17 protein-coding genes are annotated in these 19,069 nt (G+C 42.7%); 12 read left to right on the top strand and 5 right to left on the bottom strand.

The genetic code is table 11. The annotated features are described in order from the left end of the window. Positions 1 to 52 precede the first annotated feature (52 nt). Positions 53 to 805, bottom strand: coding sequence for a hypothetical protein (locus tag LPTSP_RS09895; RefSeq protein ID WP_245915540.1), 753 nt, complete (start codon positions 803 to 805; stop codon positions 53 to 55). Positions 806 to 1,294: 489 nt separating this feature from the next. Between LPTSP_RS09895 and LPTSP_RS09890 the strand changes: the two genes are divergently transcribed. Together LPTSP_RS09890 and LPTSP_RS09885 are read left to right on the top strand one after the other, a co-directional pair. Further along, on the top strand, positions 1,295 to 1,723 hold the full coding sequence (locus LPTSP_RS09890; protein WP_108928629.1) for a host attachment protein: 429 nt from the start codon (positions 1,295 to 1,297) through the stop codon (positions 1,721 to 1,723). A 103-nt stretch (positions 1,724 to 1,826) separates the two neighbouring features. Then, a complete protein-coding gene (locus tag LPTSP_RS09885; protein ID WP_108928628.1) occupies positions 1,827 to 3,374 on the top strand; it encodes a glycerol kinase 5 in 1,548 nt (515 codons plus the stop codon). A gap of 1 nt (position 3,375) precedes the next feature. On the opposite strand, the gene LPTSP_RS09880 is transcribed toward LPTSP_RS09885, so the two are convergent. Next, positions 3,376 to 3,810 (bottom strand): hypothetical protein, encoded by a 435-nt coding sequence (locus LPTSP_RS09880; RefSeq protein WP_108928627.1) that lies wholly within the window; start codon positions 3,808 to 3,810, stop codon positions 3,376 to 3,378. Between the two features lie 99 nt (positions 3,811 to 3,909). On the opposite strand from LPTSP_RS09880, the gene LPTSP_RS09875 reads away from it, so the two are divergent. The 4 genes from LPTSP_RS09875 to LPTSP_RS09860 all read left to right on the top strand — a co-directional run bounded on the left by LPTSP_RS09875 (position 3,910) and on the right by LPTSP_RS09860 (position 9,402). Continuing rightward, positions 3,910 to 5,130 carry an alpha/beta fold hydrolase gene (locus LPTSP_RS09875; RefSeq protein WP_108928626.1) on the top strand — a complete coding sequence of 407 codons (1,221 nt, stop codon included), beginning with the start codon at positions 3,910 to 3,912 and terminating at the stop codon, positions 5,128 to 5,130. A gap of 243 nt (positions 5,131 to 5,373) precedes the next feature. Continuing rightward, on the top strand, positions 5,374 to 7,230 hold the full coding sequence (locus LPTSP_RS09870) for a SpoIIE family protein phosphatase (RefSeq protein WP_108928625.1): 1,857 nt from the start codon (positions 5,374 to 5,376) through the stop codon (positions 7,228 to 7,230). A gap of 58 nt (positions 7,231 to 7,288) precedes the next feature. After that, positions 7,289 to 8,644, top strand: a complete 1,356-nt coding sequence (locus LPTSP_RS09865; protein ID WP_108928624.1) for an ammonium transporter — start codon at positions 7,289 to 7,291, stop codon at positions 8,642 to 8,644. Between the two features lie 83 nt (positions 8,645 to 8,727). After that, the gene (locus LPTSP_RS09860) at positions 8,728 to 9,402 is read left to right on the top strand and encodes an LIC11874 family lipoprotein (RefSeq protein WP_108928623.1); all 675 of its coding nucleotides are present in this window, start codon (positions 8,728 to 8,730) and stop codon (positions 9,400 to 9,402) included. A gap of 56 nt (positions 9,403 to 9,458) precedes the next feature. Here LPTSP_RS09860 and LPTSP_RS09855 read toward each other — a convergent pair whose 3' ends face one another. Further along, complete coding sequence (locus LPTSP_RS09855; RefSeq protein WP_108928622.1) at positions 9,459 to 10,208, bottom strand: menaquinone biosynthetic enzyme MqnA/MqnD family protein; 750 nt, start codon at positions 10,206 to 10,208, stop codon at positions 9,459 to 9,461. Between the two features lie 175 nt (positions 10,209 to 10,383). Here LPTSP_RS09855 and LPTSP_RS09845 point away from each other — a divergent pair, with 175 nt between their 5' ends. Genes LPTSP_RS09845 through LPTSP_RS09835 form a run of 3 tightly spaced genes read left to right on the top strand, consistent with a single transcriptional unit; the run spans position 10,384 to position 11,902 of the window. After that, on the top strand, positions 10,384 to 10,653 hold the full coding sequence (locus LPTSP_RS09845; RefSeq protein WP_108928620.1) for an STAS domain-containing protein: 270 nt from the start codon (positions 10,384 to 10,386) through the stop codon (positions 10,651 to 10,653). Between the two features lie 3 nt (positions 10,654 to 10,656). Continuing rightward, positions 10,657 to 11,532 carry a CheR family methyltransferase gene (locus LPTSP_RS09840; protein ID WP_108928619.1) on the top strand — a complete coding sequence of 292 codons (876 nt, stop codon included), beginning with the start codon at positions 10,657 to 10,659 and terminating at the stop codon, positions 11,530 to 11,532. 19 nt (positions 11,533 to 11,551) lie between these two features. Beyond that, the gene (locus LPTSP_RS09835) at positions 11,552 to 11,902 is read left to right on the top strand and encodes a rhodanese-like domain-containing protein (protein WP_108928618.1); all 351 of its coding nucleotides are present in this window, start codon (positions 11,552 to 11,554) and stop codon (positions 11,900 to 11,902) included. Between the two features lie 30 nt (positions 11,903 to 11,932). On the opposite strand, the gene LPTSP_RS09830 is transcribed toward LPTSP_RS09835, so the two are convergent. Together LPTSP_RS09830 and LPTSP_RS09825 are read right to left on the bottom strand one after the other, a co-directional pair. Continuing rightward, the gene (locus LPTSP_RS09830; protein ID WP_108928617.1) at positions 11,933 to 13,924 is read right to left on the bottom strand and encodes a methyl-accepting chemotaxis protein; all 1,992 of its coding nucleotides are present in this window, start codon (positions 13,922 to 13,924) and stop codon (positions 11,933 to 11,935) included. 25 nt (positions 13,925 to 13,949) lie between these two features. Further along, a complete protein-coding gene (locus LPTSP_RS09825; protein WP_108928616.1) occupies positions 13,950 to 15,944 on the bottom strand; it encodes a methyl-accepting chemotaxis protein in 1,995 nt (664 codons plus the stop codon). A gap of 297 nt (positions 15,945 to 16,241) precedes the next feature. Between LPTSP_RS09825 and rsmH the strand changes: the two genes are divergently transcribed. From rsmH to LPTSP_RS09810, 3 genes are read left to right on the top strand one after another with little or no spacing between them, the layout of a single operon-like run. Then, on the top strand, positions 16,242 to 17,201 hold the full coding sequence (rsmH, locus tag LPTSP_RS09820; RefSeq protein WP_108928615.1) for a 16S rRNA (cytosine(1402)-N(4))-methyltransferase RsmH: 960 nt from the start codon (positions 16,242 to 16,244) through the stop codon (positions 17,199 to 17,201). After that, on the top strand, positions 17,198 to 17,557 hold the full coding sequence (locus LPTSP_RS09815) for an FtsB/FtsL family cell division protein (RefSeq protein ID WP_108928614.1): 360 nt from the start codon (positions 17,198 to 17,200) through the stop codon (positions 17,555 to 17,557). The genes rsmH and LPTSP_RS09815 overlap by 4 nt, the downstream gene beginning before the upstream one ends. Next, the gene (locus tag LPTSP_RS09810; RefSeq protein WP_174704477.1) at positions 17,529 to 19,031 is read left to right on the top strand and encodes a UDP-N-acetylmuramoyl-L-alanyl-D-glutamate--2,6-diaminopimelate ligase; all 1,503 of its coding nucleotides are present in this window, start codon (positions 17,529 to 17,531) and stop codon (positions 19,029 to 19,031) included. The genes LPTSP_RS09815 and LPTSP_RS09810 overlap by 29 nt, the downstream gene beginning before the upstream one ends. Positions 19,032 to 19,069: the final 38 nt, after the last annotated feature.

The following is a 19,069-nucleotide window of genomic DNA, read 5'->3' as shown; positions in this document are numbered from 1 at the left end:
ATTAAAAAATTAATAATGACAGTAGGCGGCCGAAGTCGACCGCCTAAAATCCTTAAAGCGCAGTAGTGCTATAAGTTACTACCTTAGTCGCAGTTACCCCGGAAGCGGAGCTTCCGGTCTTGTAATATGTGCTAGTGCTGCCGGTGGAACCGATCCCGGCTCCGCTCGGCCAATCCGCTTTATTGATGATCGCGTTTGACTCGGAAAGGGTGCATCTCTTCTTACAGTTTGCGCCTTTGTATCCGCTTCCCCAAACGGTAAGTTTAGGAGTGGTGTCCGCGCTGATATCGAAACAAACATCGCTTGCAGTAGTGGTGAAGGAAGAGAACAGACTTGTTCCTGTCCCTCCGAGCGCGGCGGTTGCAGTTCCATCATCCGTTCCATAAGCTGTGGTTGCGGAATAACCTGCATAAACCATAGGTCCGCCTTGGTAGATATTCACTACAAGTCTTCCGTCGCCTGCAGCAGTGGTAGGTGTGCTGGAAGTTCCTGCTAGACCATCAGTGTATCCGCTAGCTAGGTAGATGGTTCCGTGTCCGCTTAACGCTTGGAGCAATGCTCCTTCTATCCTGATATGTCTTGCTGCGCCCGCAGTAGGGATGGAGATCAATTGGAAAGTGTTGATCCCTGCAGTGATTGCAGTTTCTGCGATCTCATCGTCTGCAACAGCTGCATCTACGCAGGCACTATTCAAAGCCCCGAGTACTAGTGCAGCGTTCGACTCTTTCGAGCCCTGGTCGCAATTCATTAAGAAGGATATTCCTAGAATCATCGTCAATAGCGCCTTGGTTGTGTTCCGTTTCATGTTATCTCCTGTTGAGACTCAATTCTCATTAGTAGGAGTCATGGTTCTATGTTTAGGTTTTGAAATGAGTCTAAAACTCAAAAAGAAAACCTTTCGAAATCTGTCAACTAAGAATGAGAACAATTCTCAAAAGCGATGCGGAAAAGTCCACCAAAGAATTTCTGAAAAAGCAGGCATTCTGGCTGTCCCAAGAATTGATATTTGTCTGCGGACTGACGTATGATTTGGTTCTTTTTTGATTTAGAGGGATTCCAGTTTATCAATTAGTAAGTATATTTCGTTTTTCTAATCCTTTTGCTCTTAATTGTAACTATTTCTTGTCCAAACGATCGTTACGGGCTTATTAAACAAAATTTGTTTTTTCTCATCTTCATGAAAGTAGAAGGTTTTGGAAAAGTAATTGCTAGCTCCTTCTCCTTGGGTTAAAACTATTGGGCCGAATTCCGAACCTTTCGGTGACGGAAAGTTTCATAAATAGGAGGGTACAGTATGAAGAAAAAATGGGTGGTGGTTGCAAACCGAAGCGAGGCAAAAATTTTCGAATACCAAGGACCGACTAACGGTTTGAAGCTGGTGCAAACGATGGAGAATCCCGAAGGAAGACTTAGAAATTCGGATCTAGTTACAGGAGCAGGCCAGGCTTCCAGATCTGATTTTGATTTTTTTCACGAACCGAAAAAGAGAGTGGCTGCGGCTTTTGCAGGTAAACTTAGCGATTTTATGAATTTGGAAAGGAAGAAGGATTCCTTCTCCAATTTTATTTTGGTTTCAGAACCGGGCTTTATGGGAATGATCATAGGTAAATTGGATGAGAAGTCTAGGGAAAGGATCTATCATAAGATGCCTAAAGATATCGTACATGAAAGAGAGTCCAATCTGATGAACCATCTTAAGAGTGTGCTTGTAAGCGAAGCTTGAGATCCATTCGAGTCGATGTTATTAAGGCCGCCTTCATGGCGGCTTTTTTATTGACGCAGCCGAATCCTAAAGGATTCTACCTCAGTAAAAATTGGAGAGAGTCATGGCTGCCTTAAAAGAAAAATATATTCTTTCTGTCGATAGCGGCGGAAGTGGGATCCGAGCAATCTTATTCGATAAGAAGGGCAGAATAGTATCCAGACAATACGAAAAAACTCCTCCAATTGTAAGCGAACCGGGCGCCTTAGAACATGATCCCGAAAAACTTTGGCAGGCGCTTGTTTCCATCCTCAAAAAAACTTTTAAGAACAGAAAGTTCCAAGCTGTAAATGTGGATTCACTCGGGATCTGCAACCAAAGAGGATCTTTTCTTCTTTGGGAAAAATCCAGTGGCAAACCTTTAACAAAACTGATCAGTTGGGCGGATGTAAGGGCCGGCAAAACTTCCGCGGAAATGAATTCTAATAGGATCTGGAAAGTTATCCAATTCGTTTCTAGGATCTTAGGGACGATCACAGGTAATCCTATGTTGATCGCAACCTATATGCTCAAGTTCACCACGGATCACGCTTCCGTTCGTTTGAAATGGGTATTCGACAAAAATCCTGAACTTAGAAAAAGAGCAAAGAAGGGTGAAATACTTTTTGGTACACTAGATACTTGGTTCGTATATAAACTCACCAAAGGAAAAGAGCATATCAGCGATCCTTCTAACGCAACAGTTACCGGGATGTTCAATCCTTTTCAATTACAATGGAATGCTCCTCTTTGCGGCATCTTCAATATCCCAATGAAAATTTTTCCGAATGTAATGGATACGGCTGCTGATTTCGGAACTACGGATCCTTCTCTATTCGGTGTTGGAATTCCGATCAGAGCTGTAGTAGGCGATCAAATGGCTGCGCTATTCGGACATGCATGTTTTGAAAAAGGTGGAGTCAAAATTTCCCAAGGTTCGGGTGCATTCGTGGACATGAATATGGGAGATAAACCTAAAATGTCCAAAAGAGGTTTGTTTCCTCTCGTAGCTTGGAGGCTTAGTGGAAAGCCTACTTATATGTTAGAAGGATATACAGGTACTGTAGGAACTTTAATCGACTGGCTCGGAAAAGGGATAGGTCTTTCTGATACTCCAAAGGTTTTGAACGAACTTGCTTCTCAAACTAACGACACTGAAGGTGTGATCTTCGTTCCGACCGCTTCCGGTATGAGATTTCCCCATTTTAATCCGAATGCAAAGGCTTCCATTTTCGGACTTTCTTTAGCAACTCATAGAAGGCATGTGGCAAGAGCCGTACTCGAAGGGATCGCATTATCTTTATTTGATATATTAGAAGGGATCAAAAAGGACACGAATGTCCCGGTACGTTCCATTATGGTGGACGGTGGAGTTTCTCAATCGGACATACTTCTACAATGTCTTGCAGACTTCTGTAATGTGGAAGTGAAACGTGCACCTGAGCCGGATATGACCGCTACAGGCGCTGCTTATCTTGCAGGACTCGGTTCCGGTTATTGGAAAAGTTTGGAAGAATTGAGTAAACTAGAGAGAGGTTATAAAATTTTCAAACCTAAGATGGATCCAAAGTTCAGAGAATTAAAATTGGAACGCTGGCATAGAGCCGTACAATCCACTCTAAAGATAGATTGAATTATTCTTGGATCCGAATGGAGCTGACCACTGTGGTCAACTGTTCCGCCAATTCTTCGGATGGCTCCTCGTCTCCATTATAAGTGATTAGGATCATTCTTTTTTTAGCGGAGACCAGATAGACCATCCAATGCCTTCCGTCTTCTTTTAAGAATTCACAGGCAATGATCTTTGAACCTTCGTTGTTTTCGAAGAAGGCGGCCATCTCTCTCACATACTCTATTTTATGGGTCGCAAGATATCTTTCTAGTTCCTGTTCGGGATCGAATCCACCTTCTTTATTTTCGAAAGCGTAGACTTGCATGGCGCCTGCACCATTCTCCTCGAAAAAAGCGGGAATACCTTCGATCACAATATTCTGCCAGTGGCCTGGGATCACCATGCTGTACCAGCCGGAAGGGGAACGATAAAGTCTATAATCTAACTTTTTATCCATCGTAAAAACTATTTCGCCATCCTTATCCGGTCAAAAATCCAGGCAAGCATGTTTGGGAATACTTGACATTCGTGTTGTCTTGAATGATCCTCTCCTGTTGTGATCGCAATCCTGAAAAATAGAAGAGGCCCTTTTTATCTGATCACTACGTTTTTCGCGATCATCTTCTTTGCAGTCTTCGCTTCATCACTTGCGATCTTATTTTCCCTATTTCTGATAGCTGTCCTGGTTTTATATCCTGTTTTATTGGACTGGTTTTCCCGTTTATACGGTCAGGAAGATATTGCGGATGAACTACATTTTGCAAAAACCAAAGATGGATGGAATATTGCGTTACATAGACATATTCCTCCCATCCCGAATCCTGAACTTGCTCCCGTGATCGTGGTACATGGGATCGCTACGAACAAGTACGTGATCGATTTGGACAAAAGACATTCTCTTCCTTATTATCTAAAGTTAAGAGGTTACGAGGTATTTGCGGTTTCTCTGAGAGGTGCAGGTAGTTCCTACCATGAGAGCAGGGGAGGATACGAGGACTTCACTTTTGATGATTTAGTAAAATATGATGTTCCCGCCATTATTTCCAAAGTTCTTTCTCTCACGGAAAGTAAACGTGTGAACTGGGTGGGCCATTCTATGGGGGCTATGATCTTCTATTCCTATTTAGGGATCGCTTCCAAATTGGAGAAAGAAAAGATCGCAAGTTTTGTTTCTTTGGGTGGCCCGGGCAATTTGAACCATCTTGGTTTGAGTTTGATCGGTTTACTTTCCAGATTTCCTCGAGCCAGAAAAGTTTTGGATCTGAAATTCGGAGCTTCTATGCTAGCACCTTTGGCAGGGGAAATTTATACACCTATAGATCAGATACTTTATAATCCGAAAGCGACCCGACCTAGAATAGTTAAAAAGGTAATGAAAAACGCGATTGAAAATATCAGCGAAGGACTGATCGAGCAATTCATGTCTTGGATCGAGACAAAAAAGATGAGTTCTCTAAATGGATTTTACGATTATATAGATCTTCAAAAAGAGATCACCGTTCCAAGTTTATTTATCGCCGGGGCAAATGATGCAATCGCTACTCCGGATACGGTTCGATTCGTGTATGAAAGAGCGGGAACTAAAATCAAAAAATTTCAGGTAATCTCTAAGGAAGAAGGAGCCAGCGACGATTACGGTCACGGCTGTTTGATACTCGCGGAGAAGGCAGAAGACGATGTTTTTCCCAAGGTTGAAACCTTCTTACGAGAACATGGAACTTCTAAAAAGCAGAGCTGGTTTTTGAAATTAAAAAGAAAATTCAGGCAGAAAGTTTGAACCTAATAAGACATAAACCCCAATTTGCTGCCTTAAAAGAGTAGCATTCTTCCCTTTATCTCACCAAATCTCAAGTATGTCTCAATACAAATATGCCTATATAATAGACATGTATTCGAATTGGTCCTACAAAATAGGCAGAATAATTAGTTTTGGAGAATTGGTACGCTAATTGCATAAGATCTCGGTAGAGCGAAACGAATCCAGAGAGAAACAGAATCGGATACGTAGAGGTGCTTGACCATGATAGAACTTAAATTTGGGCAAAGAAAAGTCGTTAACTTTCGCGGGGCAAGGAAGGTCGTCGGCGGTTTAACCGAGAAGAACAAGATCGATATCCTTCTTTATATCAGTAAGGAATTCGCAAACGCGGATAAGGAAGAGGAACTTTACGATATCGTAATCAGCCTCTGTAAGGACATCTTCGAGTGTGATAATACCACTCTTAGGATGTGGAAGGGAAATCTTCTGGTCCCTTCTCGCTTCTTAAAAGAGACGGTGCCGCCTCGCAGGGATCTCAGTCCGGACGAAGGTTATTCGGGGTTCACTTTTAAGACCCGTATGCCTTTGCTTATCCAAGACTTAACACATCACGCGGAATACATAGACGAGGGAGAGACCACCCGAGCCGTTATGTGTGTTCCAATCATGTATAAGGAAGATTGTCTCGGCACAATTGCCGTCGAATCGGACACAGAATTTTTCTATAGAGAAGACGATCTAGAGATCTTAGAAGCACTAGGTTCCCAGCTTGCTCTCGCAATTACAAGTGTTCGTTTGATCCAAGGCTTGGTTCATGCGAACGAAAGAGAGGCTCAGATCCTAAAACAATTAGAATGGGATATGAGAATGGGGCGTAACGTCCAAAGCCAGATTGTAGAGACTGCGATCGCTCCTTGGAACGGTTTACATTTCGGGACTTATTACGAGCCTATGACTGAAGTTTCCGGAGACTACTTCAATGTGGTCCGACAAGGAAACTCGATCACGGCGATCATAGTGGATGTGTCCGGACACGGTATTCCTGCCGCGTTAGTCACAATGTCCATCCACTACCAATTCCAACGTTGTACTTCCCTTGGTATGGGACTATCCGAAACTTTGGCCGAGTTGGGTGAATCCATTCGGCCACAGCTTCCGGATGGAACTTATTTCACGGCCTTTATTCTGAAGGTTTACAGCGACTATACTTATTCTTATGTGAATGCCGCTCACCAGAAAATGCTGCATTACCATAACGGCCACGGAAGGATAGAAGAGCTGGATACTCAAGGGGTTCCTCTTGGTATCTTCGAGGTTGAAAGAAGTAATTTTGAAGAGAAACACGGCAGGATCTTGCCTGGAGATATTTTGTTCTTACCTACGGACGGGATTACCGAACAAAAGAATGAGCAGCGCCAAGAGTTAGGGAACCAACGTTTTATAGAATGGATCCGCCAAGAAAAATCAACGATAGAAGAACAGAGGGATAAGATCTATGTTTCCGACCTGGTTGGTTCTTTAATCGGAAGATTTAAAAGATATAAAGGAGACATGAGAAACGGAGACGACGTTTCCTTACTCGCTCTTCAATGCAACCCTGAGCTTGGAAAAGCTAAAACATTACTTTCTCTCGCAAAGTCCGCTGCAAAAGCTAAGAAGGATCAGGTCGCTTACGACAAGGCTTTGGAAGTATTCTCCATGGACGAGTCTCTCAAAGACAGTTTAGTCCTTCTTGGTAAAATGTATTACAGAGATAGAAATTTCGAAAAGAGCGTACAGTTCTTAGAGAAGTATATCAAAACCAGCGGAGAAGAGTCCGAGCATATCCATTATCTTTTAGGAAGAGCGTATTACGAACTGGAGAATATTCCGGAGGCAAAGAGGGCACTAAAACGTTCTTTGGCTATCGATCATACATACGCTAAGTCCAGCTTAAGGCTTGCTAGATGTTATTTGAAAGATAATGAAACTCCTAAGGCGATCAAGGTCTTACAACAAGGGATCAAAAGTGCGCCTACAAACGAGTATCTAAAAATTTCCCTTAAAAAGCTGGAGGAATTAGTAAAAAGAAAATCAGGAGATCTAGTCGTTTCGGAACAAAGAAAAGAAGCGGTTTAATTAATAAGCGAAGTTCAGGAATCGTGTTTAAAAATATATAGGAGATTTAGGAAAAAATATGCGCATATTGATATTACTTACGCTCGCTTTTGCCTCGAGCGGAATGTGGGCCGATGAAGCTGCCCCTGCGACCGCCGAATCCGCGTTAAGTGCAGTCGCAACTTTAAGAGATGAAACGAATTGGTTATGGACCTGTATCGCAGGCTTTTTGGTATTTTTTATGCAGGCAGGTTTCGCTTTGGTCGAGGCCGGGTTTACGAGAGCAAAAAATACTGTGAATATTCTCATGAAGAACTTCATGGACTTTTCCTTGGGTTCTTTGGCATATTGGTTGATCGGATTTTCGATCATGTTCGGACCTCAGATCCTGAGTGGTATTGGATTCGGTTCTATATCGCTGGCAGATAATCTTTTGATAGTGGATGGAAAACCTGATCCGAGCAAGTTTACATTCTTCATATTTCAATTGGTGTTTGCAGGAACAGCCGCAACCATCGTTTCGGGAGCGATGGCGGAAAGGACCAAGTTCGTGGATTACGTACTCTTCTCCATATTGATCACAGCTTTTGTATATCCTGTCTTTGGTTCCTTCGCATGGTCCAACCTTTTCAATCCGGATAACAAAGGTTATTTGGTAGAAGCAGGATTTATAGATTTTGCAGGTTCCACTGTGGTCCACTCAGTAGGTGGATGGGCCGGGCTTGCGGGTACTATAGTGCTTGGGCCTCGTATCGGAAAATACCAAGACGGAAAAGTCCTTCCTATTTTAGGTCATAACATGACGATTGCTGCTCTTGGGGTCTTCATTCTATGGTTAGGTTGGTTCGGATTTAACCCAGGATCCACTACTTCTGTGGCCAACGGAACTTTCGCTATCATTGCTGTTACGACTAACTTTGCGGCGGCTGCGGGAGCGGTTTCTTCCATGATCGTTACCTGGATCCTTTTCAAGAAACCGGATATAGGTCTAACATTAAACGGTGCTTTGGCAGGGCTTGTGGCGATCACCGCTCCTTGTGCGAACGTTAGCATCAGTTCTGCGATCATTATCGGATTAGTAGCCGGTGTGCTTGTAGTATTCAGCGTTTTATTCTTTGATAAGATCAAAGTGGACGATCCAGTCGGAGCGGTTTCCGTTCACGGAGTTTGCGGAGCTTGGGGAACCATCGCTGCAGGCCTGTTCGCTGAGCAGGCTTTTGGCGGAGTGAACGGTTTATTCTTCGGTGGCGGGATCGACCAATTATTGGTTCAGCTACAAGGTGTAGGGATCGGATTTGTTTGGGCATTCGGAGCGAGTTTAGTGATCTTCTTAGCGCTTAGATTCACCATCGGTCTAAGAGTTTCCGAAGACGAAGAGATCCAAGGTCTGGATATTCTCGAACACGGAAACGAGGCGTATCCAATCTCCAAATAACAGGCTTACGAAAACCTCCGCGGGAAGACTGCGGGGGTTTTCTTTTACGTTGACGAAAAGAAAGGTTCCACCCGAATTGAGGTATGCGTTCGGGTCTTTCCAGCCGCTTCTTCAAAAAAACACTTTTCTTACTCTGTTTTCTTTTTTTCGGATGTTTCGAATACGAAGAAACTCTGACCATCAATTCCAACCTAAGCGGCACTTTGGAAATCTCTTATGTGGTCCCGACCAAACGTAAGTCGGAAGAATCACTGATCAAATTCCTTCCGACCAGGAAAGAAGAGATACAAAATAGGCTGAACAAAGGATTTTTTTCCAAAAGCCTTGTACTAAAAGATTATACTTTTCAAAAATTGGAAAGTTCCGAGGCGGAACCAGGTGCATTCCGTGAAAAAGCAAAGGTAACTTACAAGGTAGAATTCACCGATATTTCTCAGTTAGAAAACGTGCTGATCGGAAACGTTCAGATCAAAAAAGAAAAGGCAAATACGATCTATATCAAAAGAGAATTCCCTTCTATCAGCAAATCAATGGAATCTATGCAGATGGACGGGGAGAAAAAGGTCTTAAGCGAAACTTTGAGATTGATCCGAGGAAATGCACTTAACTTCAAAGTGAATTTTCCGATCACTTCCGTTTGTTATACGAATCGTGGAGAGCAAAGTTTGGGAAGACTGGCTTATCGATTACCTCTCGCAGACACTGTAGAGAAGTTCGGTAACAAATCCTGGGACTATCGGATCACATTCGTCTACTAATTCTCTAGTCCAAGATTGGGTGCTTGCCGCCACGTTGTTTGGCTGGGCGGCTCTTGCTAGAGAATCCCCAGCTCGTTACAATACTTTCCGAATAGTTCGAAACCTTTACGATCGCTATCCGTTATTTCGTAATGTAGTTCTTGGGTAAGATAAGTGCGAACCAGGTCGGAAGGGAGTCTAGATTCTTTTTCGATAATTTCTTCGATATGTTCCAGGCCGTATTTTAAGGAATCCTCATAGAAGCTATCAGGCAACTCCAAAGGTTTTTTAGAGGCCCAAAGCGCGAATATAAACGAAGTTCCGGTGGTTTCATACCACCATTCTGCTAGGTCCTTTACTTCGTAAATTTCCGGGTCCCATTCGGCGAATAACGCGTTGTCGCCGAAAAGCATATGAGACCCTCTACCGATGGAAATTTCTTGTTTGATGATCTTAGGGTCTGTGGGGGACACTTCCGGTAATTGTCCGGAATCGTTATGCACTAACACTCTCACTAGGGCCATGCTGGTCCTGGATCCGTTGTCTGTGAGTATTCGGTAGGGAGGGTAGGCTTCCTTTTTATTTTTGAAAAACTTAATGGAACGGACCTGCTTGGAGGCGCAGACCCCGACTTTCATGGAAACGGAAAGTACATCCGAGTTTCGGAGGCATTCGATTGAAGATATCAATCCTACATCTACCAGGCCTCGTAATAAATAGTCCTTTAAGAGGGAGGGATTTTCGGGTACGACTTGATGCTCTGAATTCTGCTCGAATCCCCAGGTTAGGGGACGTGCATTCAGATGTTTGACGATTCCAATTCTCACTTAATGTTTTTTTCCAGAAAAAGGTCCGTTTTTTTCGCCTATTTACCAGAAAATCGACGCTTTCCTTCTAAGCCAGAAAAATTAGTTTTTCCTTTTCTTTTCCAGGCAGTTTCCCGACTGTATTCCGAGGTAGGGACCTGTTCGTCCAATCTATGGAATGAGTCCGTCAGAACCGATGCTGATCAAAGTAGATTATGAGATCCTAAACGGTGATCATGAGACTTTACGTGCCTATTTGAATTCTCACATCGAAGGGAATCCCGCTTCAGTAATTTTAGATCTGGATGAGGTGCAGGTGCTTACCTCGGTCGCTTTAGGGACCTTGGTTGCGTTTGCAAATCGTCTCCGAGGTCAAGGAGTGCTCTTGGAAACGATCAATGTCAGTCCTAAGTTACTGGAAATTATTAAGTTAGTCTCTTTAGACCAGGCATTGGGTATTCGCTGATTTATGGATGATAGTTTTTCCAGTTTTTCTCAGATTACAGACGAAGAGTTCAAATTCATTAAGGATTTGATGTATAAGGAAACCGGAATATTTCTGGCGGATCATAAAAAGATAATGGTCCAATCCAGGCTGAATTCCAGGGCGAGAATGCATAAGATGCAGAATGTTTCGGAATATATCCGAGGCCTGCAAGCGGATCGTAAGTTTTTTCAAAGTGAACTCACCGAACTCATTAATCGTATTACTACAAACAAAACCGATTTCTTCCGAGAGAACCATCATTTTGAATTTTTAAAGGAGACCTTCTTTCCTTCCGTAGAGGAGAAGGCTTTGAAGTCGGGAAAAAAGCAGCTTCGTATCTGGTCTAGCGCTTGTTCCACGGGAGAAGAACCGTATACGATCGCTGTCACTTGTGCGGAATATTTTATGCATAAGCCCGGTTGGGATATTAAAATATTTGCATCCGATATTGATACGAATGTGGTGCAAACCGCTCAAGAAGGTATTTATAAAGCGGATCGTTTGGAGCCTGTGAGTGAGGCTCTCAAAAAAAGATACTTCTTAAAAGTGAAGGATCTTTCGGGTAAAAATCAGGACACTTACCAAGTAAAACCTGAGATCAAGTCTATGATCGAATTCCATAAGGTAAATCTTTTAGAAACTCCTTATCCGATACGGGAGAAGATGGATTGTATCTTCTGTAGAAATGTGATCATTTATTTCGACAAGCCCACTCAAAAGAAAATTTTCGAGAACTTCGAACATGTGCTGAAGGACAGAGGTCTTTTGGTGATAGGTCATTCTGAAACTCTTTTCGGTATTTCAGAAGCCTATAAGTTCTTAGGTCATACTGTGTATCAGAAAAAACCGAAAATTTGATCTTAACCCTAAAAGTTTTATGTTCAGAACATTTTATATTTTTCTAATAATTGCGCTCTTTTCTCTTTCTTCCTGCAAGAATAAGGAAGATAAGGAGCTTGCAGAATGGATAGAGAAAGGCGCCCTCGTTGTGGATGTTAGAACTCCTAACGAATTTGAAAGACGCCATTTCCCTGGGGCAGTCAATATTCCGATCGATAGCTTACCTTTGAGAGTGGACGAATTAGGCCCCAAAGACAAACAGATCATTCTTTATTGCCAATCGGGCGGACGCAGCTCAAGAGCAAAAACTTTCTTAGAGGAAGAAGGTTTTTCCCATCTAAAAGATGCAGGGGGAATCGACCATCTATTCTCCTCTGCTTCTAAGTGAGTTTACATAAACCTTCTTTTTTAGAGATGATTATACTTTGAATTTTTCGGAGATATTTTTAAGGATCTCCGCAGTATTCGACAAGTTCCTAGACGAAGAAGACATCTGTTCCGCTCCCGATGCGGTATTGATCGTATGTTCGTTTATCTGCATGATCACTTGAGAAATTTCCTGGACCGCTTTTTTCTGTTCGTCCGCAGCTAATTTTACTGCTTCCGATTCGGTCCTTACTTTTCCTGCGTTATCCGTAACGGCACGGTTGATATTTGTCTGGGAACCTGTGATGGAATACAATCTATCCATTGCGTCCGAAACCTGATCCACATTCCGGATGATCGCATGGATGATCTCAGTAGATGATTGGATTCCTTTGGCCCCGCTGTCCAATTCTCCCGTGTTTTTCGAAATCATCGCAGAGATGGACTTGATAGAAGAGGCTGTCTTTTCGGAGAGTTTCGAAATTTCTTCTGCAACGACCGCGAATCCTTTCCCTGCTTCTCCTGCTCTTGCCGCTTCTATCGCTGCGTTCAATGCGAGAAGTTGGGTTTGGTCGGAAATATCGTTGATGATCCCGATGATTGCAGTCATTTCTCCGGAGGATTTGAGAATATTCGAGATCATCGCATTCATTCCGGAAAGCGATTCTTCTCCCTTCTTCGCCTGGAGAGAAATGGACTTTGCCATATTCAAGGTGTTTTGGATCTCTTCTCCGATCTGGTTCACACTTTGGGAAAGTTCTGTGATCTTGATCTGGAATTCCGAAATATTCGTGTATTGGTTGTAGATGGAGCCGGAAATATTGTCCATCCCCGCGGACATTTCTTCTACAGTTGCGGACATTTCTTCTGTGGAGGCAGCAGTGGATTGGGCTCCATTGGAGAAGTTTTCGGAACTTGCAGACAATTCTTCTGCGGAGGACGCAAGTTCTTGGGAGATCTTTTGGATCTCTCTTACGGAAGTTCTTAAACTTTCTAAGAAAGAGTTGGTGTCTTTGCTTAGATCTCCTATCTCGTCTTCATGATAGACCTTTAGACTTGCAGTCAGATCTCCTGTGGACATAGAGCGGAATAATTCTCTTGCTTCCTGCAAAGGATGGAGACGTACGTTTACTATTTTATAAATAATGAATATGGAAACGATAAGGAAAACGAATGCGAATGCAATGATCCTGAATAACATTTGATGAACTACTTCCGCTAGTTCGTCCTTGGATACTACAGCAGAAACTCTTAATCCGTATTCCGGAACATCGTAAACAGTAGCAATTTTATCCTTTTTGAAAAAATACTCCATGTGTTGTTCAGAAGGGAGGGCCAGAAGTCTTTTACCCCAATCCGTTTTACTTAGATCTAATTTTAAGATCAAAGACTTATCAGGATGACCTACTACTACTCCGTGAATATCAGTGATGGCAATGTATCCGTCCGATCCGATCGTAATCCCATTTACTATAGTCTCAGTCATTTTACTCAGTGAAATTGCAAAACCTAAAATGCCTACTACTTGGTTTCCGTCCATTGTTGGAACGGTAAGAACTGCGACCGCTTCTCCGGTAACTGGAGAAGGGTTTACCTTGCTTAAAAGATTTTTCCCTTCTAAGGCAGCTTTGATATTTGCATCAAAGCCCGTTCCTCCCCAACGGAAATTATTCGCTTTGCCTGTGGCGTCTGCGAATACCATAGGGTTTTCTTCCGGAGTGGATAAGAATACGTTCTCGTACGTATTATATTTTTTGAATACGTTCACAAGTGTAGGATTCAGGCTGGCCTTATCTCTTGTTATGGTTGCCTTGATGAACGGCGTATTGGAATTTACGAACTCCGCCAAAGTGGTTTGTTGATCGAAGAAGAATTTGATATGTTTTCCGGCGAGTTTCGAGATCTTTTTCATCTCGTCTATATAGGCTTCTTCTACATATTTTTTTGCGGTAAAGTATGCGAAGGTGGAAATTCCCACAGTAAGTAGAACTATAGTAATTGTGCTTACGGCTAGGATGATGATCTTTAGGCTGTTTCTTTGCATTTTTTTAAGTCGAACCGGGAACGAATTAGATTTTAAATTTTTCGGTTATATTTTTCAGTATTTCCGCGGTAGTAGCAAGGTTCTGAGCGGATGAAGACATCTGTTCGGATCCGGACGCGGTATTTAAAGTATGCTCGTTGATCTGAGTAATTACCTGAGCGATCTCTCTTACCGCTCTTTTTTGTTCATCAGTTGCGAGTTTAACACCTTCTGCTTCTGTTCCTACACGATCCGATTGTTCGTCCACGGACTTATTCACTGATTCTTGGGCAGAAGTGATCTCGAACAGATGGCTCATCGCTTCGCCGACAGTGTCCACGTTTTTGATGATGCTATGTAGGATCTCCACAGAGGAGCGGATCCCTTTGGCGCCTTCGTCCAATTCGGAGTTATTCTTATTGATCATCTCTCCTATAGATTTGATGGAAGAAGCAGTTTTGACCGAAAGTTTGGATATCTCTTCTGCGACGACTGCAAATCCTTTTCCTGCTTCTCCCGCTCTTGCTGCCTCGATCGCGGCGTTCAGCGCGAGTAGCTGTGTTTGGTCGGAAATATCGTTGATGATCCCGATAATTGATTTCATTTCTCCGGAAGACTTCAGGATATTTTCTATCATGTTGCTCATTCCGGTGAGAGAACTTTCTCCTCTTTTTGCCTCTTGGGATATGGATTCGGCGATCTGTAGAGTGTTTTTGATCTCTGTGCCTATCTTTCTAACCCCGGAAGACAACTCTTTTATTTTAGTATGAAATTCTAATATATTCGAATATTGCCTGTCTGTAACCGAAGAAATATTCTCCATACCTGCGGACATCTCTTCTACAGTTGCCGACATTTGTTCGGAAGAAGCTGCAGTGGATTGAGCGCCGGTCGCGAAACTTTGGGAAGACACGGTCAATTCTTCCGCAGAGGATGCCAGTTCCATCGCAATACGTTGGATATCCTTTAAGGAAGATCTGAGACTTGCGATAAAAGAATTCAGATCCGCACTCATTGCGCCAATCTCGTCACTGTATACGACTTGGATGTCCGAGGTCAGATCGCCCTGGGCCATGACCTGGAAAAGTTTGCTAGCATTCTCCAAAGGATCCAATCTCTTCTTTAAAAGAACATAAAGTAGAAAAATGGAAATTGCTACTGTAACTAAGCTGATCAATCCAATAGAGAGTAAAAGTTCTCCTAACGCTTCTCTTACTTCCGCTTTAGGTTGGATTGCGATTACGGACATTCTCCACTGGTCTAATCTGGAAACTGTGGAGTAACGATCCGCGCCTTTAAAACTGAATTCGAAAATTTCTCCACTCTTTAGTTCCAACATCTTTTGGCCGTAGGGTTCTTTGGCCACGTCAAGGTTCATGATCATTTCTTTTTTGGGGTGAGCGATCACGAGACCTGTTTGGCTCATTACGGAAACGTAACCTTGTTCTCCAATGCGGATCTTGTTGATAACTTTTTCGGAAACGTCTTCAAAGGAGAGAGCTATGTTCAATACTCCTACGATGTTTCCACCGTTACGGATCGGAACTGAGATCACTGCAACGGGAAGTCCTGTAATCGGTGATTTTTGAGGAGGTCCTAAATAATGTTTTCCTTCTTGTACTGCGATGACGTTGTCCTTCAGCTCGTCACCTTTTGCTTTATAACCAAGAGACTTTCCGTCCAAGCTATCCGCTAAGATCCTTTTTTCTCCGTCTAAGCTCATCACGAAAATATTTTCATAAATCCCGTATCGTTGATGCACCTCTTTGAAGAAGTCCCCAGCGATCGGTTTTCCTGTGAGTGCGGTTTGTATTGTTCTCGGATCTGATGCTAACGTTTTAGCTACGTTAGTGTTAGATAGTAAGAATTCGTCGAACTCTTGAGCGACCACGGCCACCACGCTTTGCATTTGGTTTAAATGGTTTTCGGTGATCTTTTTCTGACCGAAATAGTAGGCATTGCCCGAGATCAATAACGTTAATATTGTGAGAATAACGATGCCTGCGCCTAGAAGAATGAATTTTAAACTGCTTTTTTGCATATCTATAATAAGGCCTTCCTGAAGAGGCTAAGAGTTACAATAATTCGTCGGCCTAATTGGACAATTCCTTTCAGGCAGTTCTCACCAGAGCGGATTTTTATTTATGGAGAAGAGGTATTCTATCTAGTAAAGTAGAGTAGTCAAGAAATTAGTGCTTTTGCGTTAGTGAGTTTGAGGCATACTTACTTTGGATTATCTAAAGATAGGTTTGCCACGGTTGTTGGAGTTCAAACATACCCTGGAAAGAATATGAAATCGGGACGGTTCTTGGTTGCCTTTTGGATACGCGGGTAGAACTTGGAAAACGAATTGGAACCTGTCCATTATTCGGTATTATATCGGGAGATTCTTTCCTTCTTTCTTTCCGTATTTGATAAGGACCGAGAACTCCTTTTTTTGGACGGAACAGCGGGAGAAGGAGGACATAGTCTTCTACTCTTAGAACAATTTCCCAATTCAAAACTGGTCTTAGTGGATCGGGACTCAGTCATGTTGTCCAGGGCCCAAGCAAGACTTTCCGCTCATTCTTCCAGAGTCATTCCTATCGAAGCCAATTTTTCGGATTTGGACCTAGAGTTCTTGAACGGCTTTGGGATTACCAATCCGCCCGATGGTATCCTTTTGGATTTGGGAATTTCTACATTTCATTTATTACATGCAGGGAGAGGTTTTAGTTTTAGAGAGAACGAACCTTTGGATATGAGGCTTTCTTCCTCCGGTGGGATCTCCGCGGAAGATGTGATCAATACTTATCCTGAAAAAGCTTTGAGTAAAATTTTTTACGAGTATGGGGAAGAGCGTTGGACCAAAAAGATCGTAGAAGCGATCTTAGAAAGAAGAAGACATGCTAGAATAGGTTACTCGGGAGATCTTGCACAATTGGTTTCCAGAGTGATTCCTAGAAAGTTTTGGCCTCCTGGTAGACATCCTGCCACTAGGGTTTTCCAAGCTCTGAGGATAGAAGTAAATCAGGAACTTCTTCATATAGAGATCGGTGTCAAAAAACTTTTGGATCTGGTCGCAAAGGGCGGGCTATTACAAGTGATCTCTTTCCATTCTTTGGAAGATAGGATCATTAAGAACTTATTCAGGGACTATGCAAGAAATGGAGAAGCTAAACTTCTCACCAAAAAGCCTGTGCTTCCAACCGAAGCAGAGACGAAAGAAAATCCTGCTTCTCGTTCCGCGAAATTACGTGTCATCCATAAATCCCTTCCTACCGATACTGAAGATGAAGAGGAGGACGAAGAAGAATGAGCAGAGTTGGGGAATTTTTATCCATTCGTCTTTGGCCTGATCTAGCATTTTTATTTAGAATATTCGGTTGGGTTATCGCTCCTTTTAGTATCGCACTTTTGTTCGTTTGGCAAAATGTCCAGGTTTCTAGATTAAATCGAGAACTTGCTATCGCCTCCCAAGATAAAGAAAAACTTTTAAAGAAGAATGACGACTTAAAGATCGGAATGGCGACTTATACTTCTGCCCGTAGAATAGAAGCCTTATATCGTAAGACATATCATTATTTACCGATCACAGTAGGAGATCGGATCATTACCGTAACCCTTCCTCCGGAGAGAAACGAGGCTGAACTTGAAACTTTCAGAGCTCCTTGATCTTTTCCCAAATATTAAGATAATTTCAGGATCTTATTCTCCGGACGAAAAGATCGACTTTGTCCGAACAGATTCCAGAAAATTAGGACCGAATGATCTATTCTGTCTTCCTGATTCTTCCGGAGATAAAGGGGTAGAATACGCCAAAACTTCTTCCTCTAGATATATATTAATAGGATCTAAATTAAAGATTCCGAAATTAGAAAATAAGATAGTTCTTAAGACCGACCTGGATCCGGAAAGTTTTGCCGGTCCGATCGCTTCCATTATTTTAGGAAATCCTTCTTCCAAAATTAAAGTGATCGGAGTTACCGGAACAAACGGTAAAACTTCCTTAACTCATATCTTGGCTTATTTAGGAGAGTCTCAAGGAAAGTCCTGTGGGCTTATCGGAACAACCGGCGTTAAATTTAAAGGGATATTATCCGACACAGGATACACCACTCCCGATCCATGCAGCCTACAATCCATTCTGAAAGAAATGTACGACGCCGGAGTGGAATATGTTTTTATGGAAGCAAGTTCTCACGGATTAAAACTAGGAAGAACGAACGGGGTCCAGTTTAAGGCAGGAGTATTCTCCAATCTTACTCAGGATCATTTGGATTTTCATCCGGATATGGAAGATTATCTAAAAAGTAAGGCTCTTCTATTTTCCGCCTTAAATCCAAATCAGGAAACTTTCGGAGTTGTAGATTCGGATGCTCCCGGCGGAAAAGATTTTAAATCGTTCGTGGAGGCTTCTTCTCCGAACCTGAAAATTTTCTCTCTCGGAAGAAGTTCAGGAGAATTCGAGATCCATTCGGAGGCATTCTCCTTGGAAAAAACTTCTTACCTAATCCGGCTTTCTGAGGCTTGGGGTGGAGATACGAATATTACCACCAATCTTCTGGGCGGCTTCAACGTTAGAAACACTGCACTTGCATTTGTGACTGCGCTCGGTTTGGGTTGGGAGAAGGAGTCGCTTCTCTCGGCTTTGGAAAGTATTCCTCAGATTCCGGGAAGATTTCAGATCTACTATAGTAAAAATAAATCCCGCATGGCTGTGGTGGATTATGCTCATACTCCGGATGCTCTCGAGAATATTTTAAGAAGTATCCGAGAATCCAAACCCAAGGAGTTAGTCGCACTTTTTGGATGCGGTGGAGATAGGGACAAAACCAAACGACCTAAGATGGCAAAGATCGCCCAAGAACTTGCGGATAAGGTGATACTCACTTCTGATAATCCAAGGACAGAAGACCCGGAAAGTATCTTAGATGATATACAGGCAGGCTTTACTTCAGGATATTCTCCAATGCTTAGAGAAGTGGATCGAGCAAAGGCCATTCTGTATGGGATCTCTCATTTAAAGGAAGGAGGCTGTCTACTTGTGGCTGGAAAGGGGCATGAAGACTACCAGATCATCGGTAGGGATAAAAGTCATTTTGATGACGGAGAAGAGGTCCAAAAGGCCTTTGATTCGCTGGCCTAAAAAAAATGGCGTAGATCCTGACTTAAGTCGATAATTAA

Origin of the sequence: Leptospira johnsonii, from assembly GCF_003112675.1 — a bacterium.
Taxonomy (GTDB): Bacteria; Spirochaetota; Leptospiria; order Leptospirales; family Leptospiraceae; genus Leptospira_B; species Leptospira_B johnsonii.
This window is presented reverse-complemented; position numbering and strand designations above follow the sequence as displayed.

Coding starts and splice junctions, on each gene's coding strand:
- LPTSP_RS09895 (WP_245915540.1), bottom strand. CDS start 805: ATGAAACGGAACACAACCAAGGCGCTATTGACGATGATTCTAGGAATA.
- LPTSP_RS09890 (WP_108928629.1), top strand. CDS start 1,295: ATGAAGAAAAAATGGGTGGTGGTTGCAAACCGAAGCGAGGCAAAAATT.
- LPTSP_RS09885 (WP_108928628.1), top strand. CDS start 1,827: ATGGCTGCCTTAAAAGAAAAATATATTCTTTCTGTCGATAGCGGCGGA.
- LPTSP_RS09880 (WP_108928627.1), bottom strand. CDS start 3,810: ATGGATAAAAAGTTAGATTATAGACTTTATCGTTCCCCTTCCGGCTGG.
- LPTSP_RS09870 (WP_108928625.1), top strand. CDS start 5,374: ATGATAGAACTTAAATTTGGGCAAAGAAAAGTCGTTAACTTTCGCGGG.
- LPTSP_RS09865 (WP_108928624.1), top strand. CDS start 7,289: ATGCGCATATTGATATTACTTACGCTCGCTTTTGCCTCGAGCGGAATG.
- LPTSP_RS09860 (WP_108928623.1), top strand. CDS start 8,728: ATGCGTTCGGGTCTTTCCAGCCGCTTCTTCAAAAAAACACTTTTCTTA.
- LPTSP_RS09845 (WP_108928620.1), top strand. CDS start 10,384: ATGCTGATCAAAGTAGATTATGAGATCCTAAACGGTGATCATGAGACT.
- LPTSP_RS09840 (WP_108928619.1), top strand. CDS start 10,657: ATGGATGATAGTTTTTCCAGTTTTTCTCAGATTACAGACGAAGAGTTC.
- LPTSP_RS09835 (WP_108928618.1), top strand. CDS start 11,552: ATGTTCAGAACATTTTATATTTTTCTAATAATTGCGCTCTTTTCTCTT.
- LPTSP_RS09830 (WP_108928617.1), bottom strand. CDS start 13,924: ATGCAAAGAAACAGCCTAAAGATCATCATCCTAGCCGTAAGCACAATT.
- LPTSP_RS09825 (WP_108928616.1), bottom strand. CDS start 15,944: ATGCAAAAAAGCAGTTTAAAATTCATTCTTCTAGGCGCAGGCATCGTT.
- LPTSP_RS09815 (WP_108928614.1), top strand. CDS start 17,198: ATGAGCAGAGTTGGGGAATTTTTATCCATTCGTCTTTGGCCTGATCTA.